Below are 13658 nucleotides of genomic sequence, written 5' to 3' on the forward strand. Positions count from 1 at the left end.
GATCAAACTCTCCAATAAAGAGTATGAGTTAGCTCATAAATGTTACGTTGGCTAGTGAAGAATTGCTTCACTATGTTTTTTATTGTTGACGTTTTTGTTTGTTTAGTTTTCAAAGAACAATCTCTTAAAAACAGCTTTCTTAGTATATTCACGACTGAATACTTTGTCAAGCTTTTTTTAAGGATCAATTTTTCATCAGCGACAATAACCATTGTATCACACAATTCGCATTTGTCAACTTCCACGAAATATTTTTGTTTTAAAAAATTCGTTTTAGAAGCTGTTAACGAATCAGCTTTCTTATTATATCCTCAACCGAATACTTCGTCAACCATTTTTTAAAGGATTGACTTTTCATCAGTGACAATTACCATTATATCACACTAGTTTGTTTCTGTAAACTTCTACGAAATATTTTTATTTTAAAAAATTTGTTTTAGAAGCTGTTAACGAATCAGCTTTCTTAGCATAACACCGTCCTTATTACCTGGCAATAGAGAGTCTTTTCCAATTACATTCATTAATTTCACTTAAATAATGGACTTTTCCCTTCGCAATTTATTAGGTAACATTTGAAAAAATATGTTACCTTCAAAACATCTTTTTTATTAAGTAAATGGAGTGGGAACATGTTCTTACTACAAAATAACTTATAATTGTTTGTAAAGCAGTCTTGGAGGAAGAATAATGAACGCTAAATACCAGGTGATCCTAATACTGATGTTCCTTGTTTTATCTAAGCAATCCGATCCAAACGGGAATACTGTCCTAGGAATAGACATTCCTATATTTCTACATGGACTGCCCTACAACAAAGTTAACTCTATCTACCTGCATAATTTTCATTAGCTAAAACTCCTGAATGAATTCCATTGTATTGTATTCTTTTCCGTCCCATTTAATAATTCGAGCTATATGTATGTCAGTAAGGTTGTAGATTATAGCTTTTACTGAGAAATCAGCATTCACCGGAAAAACGGTCCAAACAAAGAGGCATTTTGGCTGTATTTACCATCTTGTTCTACTTCATCTTCAATTGATGCGTCCATTTTAACCGTATACCTAGACCATTTTAGTAAATTCAGCATAAAGTATACTAACCTAATGAAAGGTGGTGTATTCTTATGTTTGGTTATGGTGGTTTTGGCGGCTTCGGTTGTGGTGGCTACGGTTACGGCGGTTATGGCTTTGGAGGCGGTTTTGCTTTAATCGTTGTCCTGTTCATTCTGCTGATTATTGTTGGCGCAGCAATTTGGAACTAGGTGTCATTTAGCCGTACAAACCTTTCTCATGCCGTATCCAAAACATATCCATACCATTAGCTTTTTAAAGAGCACCTTTTCCCCACATTCTTAATCTCACTTGCTAGTCTCATATTTGAAGTTTGCTAAATATCCTACGCTGGGACAGACAAAATAATTGTCCCAGTGTTCCTCCCAGTCTATTTAAGTATTTGATTTATCTTTTTTCCCTCAGGTACATATAATGATGTTCAAATACTTCCTTGAAAGCCAGGTAATTGATTGAATTGTGAGGAAATTAATTTACAATTATACCTGTGCAATGACACAACTTTGCTTGCTTATCAAGGGATGGCTTTTCCTTCAATCTTTCGCAGCCAAAAATGCGCTGGCTTCCCCATTTATACTGTTCATAAACCGGTGTTTTAGGCAGTGTCCTTAGGATGCTGACTGTTACGCAGGCGATACCAAGCTGGTCGCAGGCATTCAGCGTCTTTTTGAATACATCCCGATTATCTGTATCAAAACCAAAAATAATTCAACGAGAAACTGCGGCCATGTCTGTTCCGCCTCGCCAACAATCAAAAAGTCACAATGCTCCATTGCTTCCTCCGGCAGAAGTATCACACGGGGCCTCCAAAGACCACTTTCGCTCCTTTTTCCCAAAACTTAGCTGACATAAAATCCAATGGGAAGCGTTAGAAGTATTGACGGTGATCGCTACCAGGTCAAATCGCTCGTTGAACGGGATTTTCTGATTGTATTCATCCACCAAGGTCATTTCATATTGTTCCGGATCGACAAATGAAGCAAGATATGGCATTGCAATCTGAACGAAATTGTTGAACTGCTTTTTTCTAAAACGATGGATCCCTTTGTTTTCCGGAGTAATCTGTTTTTCATCTGCCTTCGATATACAATAAAAACCCGTATGACCATTGCCAACAGCAAGATACTGATTCCTAAAAAGATAATATAGTTCAAAATTCAATCCTATTAATATCGCTAAAGTAATTATGATGCTCAGTGCTTTTTCCTCAATTCGAGTAACCCCCTTTTAGATTTTTCTAATATATTCGATTTCCAAAAAATCATTTGTGTTAAATTGCTTATCTTCATAAAATCTCCCAAATTGTTGTGTAAAAGAAATAGGCGGCAATCTTAACGGCAGTTTCACATCCTTCTTAAAGTGGTTTTCAAATTCTTTAACCGCCTCGTCTACAGATTTATATCCAAATCGGGAGTACATTTCCTCATAAGATGGTGGCTTGTCATCTGTACTTGCATGCACTAACTTGGTATTCGTTATAGAAAATAACATTAATACCGCAAAAATGGTTTCTTTTTTCATACCATCTTCCATTCCTCACTACTTGCAGAGTGTTTCGTTTTTCATCCTTACCAGCTTCCCTACAGATTAAAAAAGACAGGTGCTTCTTCAACTCTCTTAATCCATTTATGCTGCTTGCCACTTAAACCATCCCGAACCCATACACCCCCTTGTGTTTCTTTTCCCTTCTTACGCAGCCAAGTTAGTTTGGAACCAACCACTTGGGGATCAACATCAAGTTCATTCCCCTTTGGAAAAGATAGTTGTTTTTGGACTCCTGTGCTGATATTGATTGCATAAAGGGACGTAAACATGGTAGGAACAGGTCCTTCCTTCCACTCCTTGTTCTCATTTGAACGAGCTACAATCACTTTATCTGGGGAGAACCACTCCAAGTCAAGATCCACATAACCTGCCGGGGTAAACTGCTTTTGCTGCTTTAAAATGGGAATATCCGCAATTGTGGTTTTCTTGTTTTCCACAAAAAATCTTCCCTCTCCTGAAATATAGGCGAGCTTGTTAGCTGAGGGGGCCCATTTCATCCAATCTCGGTACAAAAGCATTTTACCTATGGGTTGAAAGTGACCTCCCTTTGATGACAAAACACACAATGTATTACTGTCATTCGACCAAGAAGCCGTAGGAGTGGCAAGAAAGCTAACCCACTTTCCATCAAAACTCCATTTAAAGCCATCAGCCGAAATGGCAAACAAATCAGGCTCTTTGGTTTGGATAGTATAGAGTAGTTTCATTTTATTCGGATTGAGGTTTGCATCAACTGGAATTTTATACAGTGGGACGGGGCCCCAACCGGTAAGGACGTAAACTGGATTGGGAGGAAACGATAAATTCCTTCCCATTCGGAAACCATTCAAAATCACTGACCCCTAATGAGACATTTCCAAATCCTTGCGGTCGGCCTTTTCTCATTTTCGTTACATTTAGAATGCCGCCTGAATTGTAGGCTAACTGATTTTTTATCGGAGACCATTTAAAATTCGATGTCTCCACTCTTACATAAGGCTGATAGTTTTCTTTTTCCTTGGTATCATAAATGAATAAATTCGACTTGCTTCCTTTCTTATCACTATAAGCAATAAAACGGCCATCGTATGACCATTTGGGAGAATACACATATCTGTCTTTTGTGAGTTGTACTTCTTTATCTCCCTTTTTGACCCATAGCTGATGGTCACGGATAAACGCAGCATTGAGTAGAACTTCAGCACTGACTGTCGTGGATAATGAAAAACTAATAAAAACGAGCAGTAACAACATCCGAACTATCAAAGTCATCTCCTCCTACCAATAGGTTGACCTAAAAGTGAGTGGAGATTCTTCTTGATTTAAGAAAATGGAAAACTGGAGGACACATATATTGAACCTTTTTATTGAAGAAAGGAGTGGATTTCGGACACAAAGAAAAGACTGGACCACTACTCGATTCAGCCTGAATTAGCATTTATTTTGGTTTTAAACAAACGTTTGATTAACGGTTGAATAACGATCACATTTGTCGCTCATTTGTGTACTGCTCTTTCCTGATTCCCTACTGGTCGGAACCAGCTATGTGACAGTAAGTTCCAACTATAAAGCAGAGGGAAGAGGAAAAAAACAGCTATATAGCAAGAGATTGGGAGAAGAATGAGTACAGAAAAGCGATTGAATTTGGATTGAAATGGATTTTACCATTGGGATTTTTTCTACTTTGGCATAAAAAAACCGAAGGAAAACCGGAAAAGTACCGGAAAAACCTTCGGATAAGGAACCTTATTTTATCTAAGGAACGGAAATTTTTTGTTAAGACATCCACAAAGTTAGAAATCTGGTCATTTTTGTATCATTACATACGTTAAATACGGTAGAAAAACATTCTGTAGATAATGGCTCGATTGTTGAAAAAGAAAAATCCTGCATTTCATGCAGGATTTTTGATCAAACTTTCTTATAAAGTTAAAACTTTGTTCCAACCTTATAAACAGTTTCTAACTATTTTTTACCGTTTCCAATTTAATTTTCTATTTCCGACTTTTTTTACCTATCCAAAACTACCCTATTTGATGTCCTATTACTCCACTGTCACTGACTTTGCAAGATTACGTGGTTTATCAACGTCGCATTCGCGGTGCAGGGCAGCGTAATAGGCCAGTAATTGTAATGGTATAACAGAGATAAGTGGTGTTAATAACTCATGTACCTGTGGAATAACGAAGCTGTCTTCGTCCATTTCCAATCCCTTCATTGAGATGATGCAAGGGTTAGCTCCGCGGGCTACCACTTCTTTTACGTTTCCGCGAATACTTAAATTGACACCTTCTTGGGTTGCAAGAGCAATGACAGGAGTCCCTTCCTCAATTAAAGCAATTGTGCCATGCTTTAATTCACCGCCTGCAAAACCTTCAGCTTGAATATAGGAGATCTCTTTTAACTTCAAAGCTCCCTCTAAGCCAACATAAAAATCGAGTGAACGGCCAATAAAGAAGCAATTGCGTGTTACCGTTAAAAACTCTCTTGAAACTTCCTCAATGAGCTCTTTCGAATCACAAAGAATCTCCATTGCATTGGCAACAATTCCCAATTCACGAATTAGATCAAAATCAACCTCTATTCCACGGCTTTTGGCAGTAACTTCCGCTAAGATAGCCAGAACTGCCAGCTGCGCTGTATAGGCTTTGGTGGAAGCAACAGCAATTTCTGGACCAGCATGTAACAGTAACGTATAATCTGCTTCCCGGGAAAGCGTGGACCCGGGTACATTGGTAATCGTTAAAGCAGAATGACCCAGTTCTTTTATTGCAACAAGAACGGCCCGGCTGTCAGCTGTTTCCCCACTTTGAGAAATGAAGATAAACAATGGCTTCTCCGATAGAAGCGGCATGTTATATACAAACTCACTAGAAACATGGACTTCAACAGGAATTTTCGCCAATTTTTCAATAAACTGCTTCCCGACTAGACCTGCGTGATAAGAAGTTCCTGCGGCAATAATATAGATGCGGTCAGACTCATCCATCGTCTTGATAATTTCCGGATCAATGGCGAGTTCACCCTGTTTATTTTGATATTTTTGGATGATTTTTCGGATCACAAGCGGTTGTTCATCAATTTCTTTTAACATATAGTGCGGGTATGTTCCCTTTTCAATATCGCTTGCATCAAGTTCTGCTGTAAATGGATTTCTGCTGATCGTATCACCCTGTAAATTTTGGATCGTTACCTTATCCTTAGTAATAATAACAATCTCTTTGTCCACGAGCTCCACAAATTGGTCTGTAATTTGAATCATTGCCATTGCATCACTTGCGACAACATTAAATCCTTTTCCCAGACCTACTAGAAGTGGGCTCTTATTTTTTGCCACATAGATGGTTTCTTGATTTTGTTCATCTAGTAAGGCAAGCGCATACGAACCTTTCAATAGGGTTAGCGTTTTACGGAACGCCGTGATGACTTCCAATCCATCCTTAACAAAAGACTCGATTAACTGCACAATTACCTCTGTATCCGTATCACTTACAAATGAAACATCTTTTAAATATTCACGTTTTAAGAGATCGTAGTTCTCAATCACACCATTATGAACAAGGGTAAATCGGCCTGAAGCACTTTGATGGGGATGAGCATTTGCCTTACTTGGAACTCCATGTGTCGCCCACCGTGTATGGCCAATACCAGCCTTTGCCATAACCTTATCATCTACGATGCTTCGAAGGTCAGCAATCCGACCCTTTTCTTTAAAAACAGTGACTCCGCTCCCGTTTAGAACAGCGATACCTGCTGAGTCATATCCTCTATATTCAAGCTTTTCAAGGCCTTTTAATAAGACCTCTTTTGAATCATTATTTCCAATATAGCCGACAATTCCGCACATCTTTTTTCCTCCCTGACAGGGGGCAAGAAAGCTTTGGGGCGTTACTTGCCCCCTTATCTCTGGTTATTTAGGTTTTAAAAAAAGTATAAAATTTTGAACTTAGATAACTATCTAGCTTCGACGCACAGGATGTGCTAGTGTCAACGTTGCCGCCAGGACGGCGGCGCACTTAGTCGGCCAGATCTCAGCGACTAGTGTACTTCGCTAAAAGGTCGCTTCCGCTTTTCTTATTCGCAAGATCCTCTCTTTGTGCATCGAGTTGCCTCAATGTTTTAAAGTAGGACTTTCGGTTGTGCGTTTTTCAACCGGGAGGTATCCGCCGAATCTTCGATACTCCTCCTCCTCGTCAACTAGTCCGAACTCAACAGACTAGTTCAGGCGCTTTAGGAAAATGCTTGATGTATGCCCACCTTTCTCTAAAAAAATAACGCTTTGTAACAACAAAGCAAATTTAGCATACATGAATATGATAATTTACGTCAATAGCTTTGACAAAGAAATAGGAATTATGGAAAAAACTACATTATCTTCATAAAGTCATCCACATAATAAAATATGCATAAGGGAAGTAGACCGTTCCCTTATGCATAGTAGTATCCGACTAATTATTCTGTTAATCCCATTTCTTCTTTCACAACTGCAACAATTCGATTTACGTATTGTTCACACAGCTGTTCACTTGGAGCTTCTGCCATTACACGTACAAGCGGTTCTGTTCCAGAAGGTCGGACGAGAATACGTCCATCACCATTCATTTCAGCTTCAACCTGATTAATCACTGCTTTGACTTTTTGATTATCTGTCACATGATGCTTGTCTGAAACCCTCACATTAATAAGTTTTTGCGGAAATTTCTTCATTTCTGCGGCCAATTCAGATAATGGCTTTTTAGTGATTTTTAAAATATTTACTAATTGCAGGCCAGTTAGGAGTCCGTCACCTGTAGTATTATAGTCTAAGAAGATTATATGTCCTGATTGTTCTCCGCCTAGATTATAGCCGCCTTTTTTCATTTCTTCGACCACATAGCGATCCCCAACAGCAGTTTGTACACTATGAATTCCGTGAGCCTCGAGACCTTTATAAAAACCTAGGTTACTCATTACTGTAGAAACAACGGTGCCGTGCTTCAAACGTCCTTTTTCCTTTAGATACTTTGCACATATATACATTATCTGATCACCATCAACGATATTTCCTTTTTCATCAATCGCAATCAAACGGTCGCCATCTCCGTCAAATGAGAGTCCCACATCCGCCCCTTTTTCGGTGACGAACGCTGCAAGTGCTTCCGGATGTGTTGACCCAACACCTGCATTAATGTTTAGGCCGTTTGGAGATGCCCCCATTGTAGACAAATCAGCATCAAGGTCAGCAAACAAATGAGTTGCAAGTGCAGAAGTAGAGCCATGAGCGCAATCTAATGCAATGTGTATACCTGAAAAATCCTCGTCTACTGTATTCTTTAAATATTGAAGGTACTTCTGTACGCCCTCGAAGTAATCCATCTCTTGTCCAAGATCAGCTCCGATTGGCCGTGGCAATTGATCAGTCGGTAAATCAATCAATTCCTCAATTTCTAATTCCTGCTCATCAGAAAGCTTAAATCCATCTGGGCCGAAAAACTTGATTCCATTATCCTCTACTGGATTATGTGAAGCAGAAATCATGACACCTGCCTGAGCCCCCATTGCCTTAGTCAAATAAGCCACTCCAGGAGTTGAAATCACTCCCAGCCTCATTACTTCTGCTCCAATCGAAAGCAGACCCGCTAGAAGTGCTCCTTCAAGCATATGACCGGAAATACGCGTGTCACGGCCGATAAGGACTTTTGGATGCTCCATATCTTTTGTTAAAACAAAGCCGCCGAACCGTCCTAATTTAAATGCAAATTCAGGAGTTAGTTCACTATTTGCAACTCCGCGTACCCCATCGGTGCCGAAATATTTACCCATTATAAAAATCGCTCCTTATCAAGTATATTGCTTATACGCTAGCTTTCGATATTGTAATTTTGGCCGTTGACTTATCGATATTCCAATTTATGTCTGAAGGTCCTTCCACCTGAATTTTAACATCATGGTCACCTTCGGCTAGGCTGGAAAGGTCAACGTATGCAGTAAAGTCGCCTATAGTGACTGCATCAACCCTTTCACTTGGCCCATTTACCGAAAGGGTGACACTCTGATTTGCAGGGTCCATAAAGTTTACCTTGTATTGTTCTGCAAGTCCTCTAGTTGTTATTGGAATTCCCGATACTGTTTTACCGCTATTACCACTACCATTATTTTTACTTATTTTCACAGTTGCCTTCACCAATTCCGGCGAAACCTTGGTAATGCCATTTGGAATAATGACTGGCAATGTTAGGGTTGTATTATCAGTTATTTTGCTTACATCAACCTCCACACGGACGTGATCTGTAGCATTAAGAGTAGTCTCTTCACCTGTTATGGTCGCCTGATTGGTATCAAGATCTATTGAACTGATGGTTACCCCAGCAGATGGGGTTCCCTTTTGGACCACATCAATTGGCACCGTTTTGCTGGTGTTTTTAATAGGTAGGGTTACCTTAACCGTTTGTGGCACCACGACTACATCTAATTTATTTAAATCTTTGTCCAATACTCTGACCGGAGCATCCTTTGTCACGGTTTCCGATGCCGATTGGTCTAAGTTTAAAGTTGCTTTTACATAACTAATCCGATCAATAACATTTTTAGCACCAGAAATAGTTACTTTATTCGGCTCTACAGTTGGCAGCCCGGCAGTAAACCCATCTGCGATGGACCCTTTGTTGTATTCAGCTGTTACCTTAAATACTTTGGTGACTTTCTCCTGAACAGACACATTGACAATGGATGGTTTCACTTCCACCTTCAATTTATCAGACATATTCCTAACCTTGAGCTTAACGGATTGATTCCCAATCTTCGCTTTCGTTAGGTCAACATATACTTCAAAGTCTTTTAATGCCTTGGCTGACTGGACAAGGCTCATCGGTCCATTGACTGTAACACTTACATTAGTAGGAATCCCTGATACAACCAAATTATTGGTATCATAATAGGCCTTTACTGGAATTTCTGTGATAGTCGCCGACGTTTGATCTCCCGGGACATTCACATCTAGCTTACTTCCAGACTGTGGAACGGATGAATAAAGAAGAAGTGCCAGCAATAAAGCAATAATTTTAATAAACCAAGGATTGTCCATTAGTTTATCCATTTTTCTTCCCCCTCCAGTTCCAACGTACTGAGGAAGCTTGTTTCAATTTGTTTGGATCCAATAAGTCATTGGAGAGCAGCTCCTTAAATGCATCTGCACTCAAATCCCGATGAAGCTCACCATTTTTGGTCAATGAGATCCCACCCGTCTCCTCTGAAACAACAACTGTTATACTATCCGTTACCTCGCTTATTCCTAATGCAGCCCGATGTCTTGTTCCCAGTTCTTTTGAAATAAACGGGCTTTCTGATAATGGCAGGTAACAAGCTGCTGCGGCTACTGAGCTTTTTTGAATAATAACCGCTCCATCATGCAGTGGTGTATTAGGAATAAAAATATTAATCAATAATTCAGATGAAATTTTGGAATTTAAGGGAATACCTGTTTCTATGTAATCACTCATTCCTGTTTCTTTTTCAATTGAAATTAATGCTCCGATTCTGCGTTTTGCCATATAATCAGTCGCTTTTATAATCGCATCAACGGTTTTCTCCTGATCCTCATCCTCCTGGCTGCTGCTTCTCGAAAAGAACTTTCCTCTTCCCAATTGTTCAAGAGCCCTGCGCAACTCCGGCTGAAAAATAATAATGATTGCCAAAAAGCCCCAAGTTATGGCCTGTTCCATGATCCAGCTTAATGTTTTTAAACCGAAAAATTCACTGATAACTCTTACAATAAGAATGACAAATATCCCTTTCAATAATTGAACGGCCTTTGTTCCTCTTATCACCATTATCAATTTATAAATCACATACCAAACAAGGAGAACATCAACAGCACTAGCTAAATATTTCATAAAAGTGAAATCTCCAAACGGCATTGTTCTTCCTCCGTAAGTTTTACTAAAGTAACCAATATATTATATCATAAATTTCTTTATAGCTAGTGATGTGGTTGGTTTAAAAAAACAAATCACCTTTAGGATGATCGTCTAAAAATTTTTCCCGCCAATCAAATGGGCAACATCTTTACCGGTTTTTTTGATATAGTACCAAATCCAATCAAACACTTCATTCACTTCTTCAATATCCCCCGTAACATGTCCTGCCGATGCCATATACTTCTCCCCATTTATAACTGTCACATCGCCTTGAACTTCCCCTTCAATTCTCAGCTTTCCATTTTGGACAACTACATCACCTTTTACAACCTTACCCTTTGGAACAATAACCGTATGATTTTTAACAATTAGATTACTTTGATTTGAAACTGAAAATTGCCGGTTCTCACTCCAGGTTGATAGAAAGCTTCCCATCATTAAGAAGATAAATAAGGAAGCCGCTGCAAGGAAGGGGTGCTTTTGTAACCATCGTTGGATGCTAATCTTTTTCTTTTCCTTTGGCAGACTAGCCATGATCCGTTCTGTAAAATTCTCGGGTGCCTGTATATTGGAAGTACTTTTGACTAGTGCAATCGTCTTTGTAAATTCATTAAATAAGGCTTGGCACTCTTTACAATCTTGAAGGTGCTCTCTTAGTGTTATTTCTTTTTCTTTATCAAGCTCATCATCTAAAAATTCATGCATCATTTCAATGATTTCTTCAGGGCATTTCACCTTTCTCACCTCTTATCATACATGTCGTAGTTGTTTCCTTAAAGCTTCCCTTCCCCGGTGAATTCTCGTTTTTACCGTCCCTAAAGGCAAATCAAGGATTTCACTAATTTCATTTAAAGATAATTCCTCAATATATTTTAAGACAATTGCAGAGCGATATTTTTCAGGCAGTTTAAGAATTTCCTTTTGAATAGTTTCTTGCAATTCCAGGCTCTCTACCTCTGCTTCAGGAGGTTCAGTATCAGATGGGATTTGAGAATACAGCGTTAATCCATCTGTTCCGGAAACCTCTGCATCAAGATAATAGTCAGGTTTCTTTTTTCGAATTCTATCAATGCACAAATTCGTGGCAATCCGATAAAGCCAGGTTGAAAACTTAAGATCTGTATTAAAGGTATTTATGTTTATATAAGCCCGAATAAAGGCTTCCTGGGCTGCGTCCTCTGACTCATGACGATTACCAAGCATTCGGTAACAGATTTGATAAACCTTATTTTTATATATCTCGACAATTTCACCAAAAGCATTCTGATCGCCTTTTTTGACCTGTTTGATCCTCTTTTTGACGATTGCTTCCATTCCTTTACCTCCGCTCAATGTGCGGCTATACGATATTACGAATCGATAGCGGAAAAGTTTCATTTGATTAAAAAAACTTTTCAATATCTCTTATTTTAACAAAAACTTATGGAAGTAGTTAGTAAACAAACTGAAAGTGAGGGAAATTTATTGTGATGGAATTTTTACTATAGAAAAATAAAGACTGACCCCTGTACAGAGGTCAGCCTAATCATTCTATAAAAGTTTTTCGCCAAACAAAGAACCCATTAATTCAACTGCAACACGAGCTGTTTTATTTTTTTCATCTAGAATGGGATTCACTTCTACAAACTCAGCAGAAGTTATCAGTTGGGATTCTGCAAGCATTTCCATGGCTAAATTACTTTCACGATAACTTATACCGCCATTTACGGGGGTGCCAACCCCTGGTGCATCCATCGGGTCAAGACCATCTAAATCTAATGAAAGATGAACACCATCCGTCTTTTCCTTCAGATAGTCAATCGTCTCTTCCATCACCTTTGTCATTCCTAAACGATCAATTTCATGCATGGTATATACCCTAATTCCTGTTTCTTTTATCAGTTTTTTTTCTCCAGCATCAAGGGATCTTGCCCCGATAATTACAACATTTTCGGGTTTTACCTTTGGAGAGTAGCCAGCAATTTCTGTTAAAGAACGATGTCCCAAGCCTATACTGACTGCCAAGGGCATTCCATGAATATTGCCTGATGGTGATGTTTCAGCCGTATTTAGATCACCATGGGCATCGTACCAGATCACACCCAGACTCTTGTAATGCTGGGAAACTCCCGCCAATGTACCGATTGCAATGCTGTGATCACCGCCAAGAACAAGTGGAAATGACCCAGATTGAATAATTTCATCTACTTTGACTGCGAGCTTAGTGCTTTTTTCAGCAACTAAATCCAAATTTCGCAAATTTGATTCTTGATCAATTACCACTTCTGGTCTGCCAATGGGAATATCGCCCATATCATGAATATCATCAAAAAGAGGCTTTAACCGTTCATTTATCCCCGCATATCTGATGGCACTTGGCCCCATATCTACACCACGCCTCATTTGGCCCAAATCCATCGGCATTCCAATAATGGATAGTTTTCTCACCATTCATCCCCCCGCTCTTTAACACTTCCATTTTACTCAATTTTTAGGCAATGACTCAACTCGACAAAATTATGTATAATTATACTAAAATTCAAAAAATTCACTAGAGTTTTATACTTGGAAAGGTATTTTCTACAACTGAAACAAAATACATAAATAAAGACCCCTGGGTTTTTACTCCAGGGGTCTTTATTGTATACAGTATGAGCCATGAAGGACTTGAACCTTCGACCCTCTGATTAAAAGTCAGATGCTCTACCGGCTGAGCTAATGGCTCATGGCTGGGCTAGCTGGATTTGAACCAACGCATGTCGCAGTCAAAGTGCGATGCCTTACCGCTTGGCTATAGCCCAATAATGGTTAAATAATCATCTATCAAGTAGTATAACCAATTTGTTAAATAGTATGAATGGAGGGGGACGGATTCGAACCGCCGAACCCGGAGGGAGCGGATTTACAGTCCGCCGCGTTTAGCCACTTCGCTACCCCTCCATATTATAATAAAAAGTGGTGCCGGCCAGAGGACTTGAACCCCCAACCTACTGATTACAAGTCAGTTGCTCTACCAATTGAGCTAGGCCGGCATTAAATTGTGTTTATTAATAATTTTCTTGCACTAGAATAATTATCGTCACCCCGATCTCAGAAAGCTTATTCAAGCAGCAGCTCAATCGGTGTGCTGTAGATTATTCAAGATGTTTATTCGACCGTGCTCTACCAATTGAGCTAGGCCGGCATTAT

At 39.2% G+C, this 13658-nt stretch carries 11 protein-coding genes, 4 tRNA genes and 1 pseudogene; 1 reads left to right on the top strand and 15 read right to left on the bottom strand.

The features are described 5' to 3' along the window. Positions 1–965: 965 nt before the first annotated feature. Positions 966–1088: a hypothetical protein gene (locus tag JN080_RS27325; RefSeq protein ID WP_256239111.1), complete on the bottom strand. Its 123-nt coding sequence runs from the start codon at positions 1086–1088 to the stop codon at positions 966–968. A gap of 36 nt (positions 1089–1124) precedes the next feature. Between JN080_RS27325 and JN080_RS27330 the strand changes: the two genes are divergently transcribed. Then, positions 1125–1262: a YjcZ family sporulation protein gene (locus JN080_RS27330; RefSeq protein ID WP_256239112.1), complete on the top strand. Its 138-nt coding sequence runs from the start codon at positions 1125–1127 to the stop codon at positions 1260–1262. A gap of 568 nt (positions 1263–1830) precedes the next feature. On the opposite strand, the gene JN080_RS27335 is transcribed toward JN080_RS27330, so the two are convergent. The 14 genes and pseudogenes from JN080_RS27335 to JN080_RS27400 form a co-directional block, all read right to left on the bottom strand. After that, a complete protein-coding gene (locus JN080_RS27335) occupies positions 1831–2232 on the bottom strand; it encodes a hypothetical protein (RefSeq protein WP_256239113.1) in 402 nt (133 codons plus the stop codon). A 66-nt stretch (positions 2233–2298) separates the two neighbouring features. Beyond that, positions 2299–2592 (bottom strand): hypothetical protein, encoded by a 294-nt coding sequence (locus JN080_RS27340; RefSeq protein WP_256239114.1) that lies wholly within the window; start codon positions 2590–2592, stop codon positions 2299–2301. A gap of 59 nt (positions 2593–2651) precedes the next feature. After that, positions 2652–3861, bottom strand: a pseudogene (locus JN080_RS27345) (translocation protein TolB). A gap of 778 nt (positions 3862–4639) precedes the next feature. Further along, positions 4640–6442, bottom strand: a complete 1803-nt coding sequence (gene glmS, locus JN080_RS27350; RefSeq protein ID WP_256239115.1) for a glutamine--fructose-6-phosphate transaminase (isomerizing) — start codon at positions 6440–6442, stop codon at positions 4640–4642. Between the two features lie 605 nt (positions 6443–7047). Further along, on the bottom strand, positions 7048–8397 hold the full coding sequence (glmM, locus tag JN080_RS27355; RefSeq protein WP_256239116.1) for a phosphoglucosamine mutase: 1350 nt from the start codon (positions 8395–8397) through the stop codon (positions 7048–7050). Positions 8398–8428: 31 nt separating this feature from the next. Then, positions 8429–9670: a CdaR family protein gene (locus JN080_RS27360; RefSeq protein WP_256239118.1), complete on the bottom strand. Its 1242-nt coding sequence runs from the start codon at positions 9668–9670 to the stop codon at positions 8429–8431. Then, positions 9663–10490 (bottom strand): diadenylate cyclase CdaA, encoded by an 828-nt coding sequence (gene cdaA, locus JN080_RS27365; RefSeq protein WP_256239120.1) that lies wholly within the window; start codon positions 10488–10490, stop codon positions 9663–9665. The genes JN080_RS27360 and cdaA overlap by 8 nt, the downstream gene beginning before the upstream one ends. Positions 10491–10601: 111 nt before the next feature. Next, entirely contained in the window at positions 10602–11225 is a 624-nt protein-coding gene (locus JN080_RS27370) for an anti-sigma factor family protein (RefSeq protein WP_256239121.1), read from the bottom strand. 15 nt (positions 11226–11240) lie between these two features. Continuing rightward, the gene (sigW, locus tag JN080_RS27375) at positions 11241–11804 is read right to left on the bottom strand and encodes an RNA polymerase sigma factor SigW (protein ID WP_256239122.1); all 564 of its coding nucleotides are present in this window, start codon (positions 11802–11804) and stop codon (positions 11241–11243) included. A 216-nt stretch (positions 11805–12020) separates the two neighbouring features. Further along, positions 12021–12920, bottom strand: coding sequence for an arginase (gene rocF, locus JN080_RS27380; RefSeq protein ID WP_256239123.1), 900 nt, complete (start codon positions 12918–12920; stop codon positions 12021–12023). A 201-nt stretch (positions 12921–13121) separates the two neighbouring features. Beyond that, positions 13122–13194: transfer RNA gene (locus tag JN080_RS27385), tRNA-Lys, on the bottom strand. A gap of 1 nt (position 13195) precedes the next feature. Beyond that, a tRNA-Gln gene (locus JN080_RS27390) sits at positions 13196–13270 on the bottom strand. Positions 13271–13327: 57 nt separating this feature from the next. Beyond that, a tRNA-Tyr gene (locus JN080_RS27395) sits at positions 13328–13409 on the bottom strand. A 16-nt stretch (positions 13410–13425) separates the two neighbouring features. Continuing rightward, positions 13426–13501: transfer RNA gene (locus tag JN080_RS27400), tRNA-Thr, on the bottom strand. Between the last annotated feature and the right edge of the window lie 157 nt (positions 13502–13658).

The sequence above is a fragment of the Bacillus sp. EB600 genome (assembly GCF_024494385.1).
Taxonomy (GTDB): Bacteria; Bacillota; Bacilli; order Bacillales; family Cytobacillaceae; genus JAEVLT01.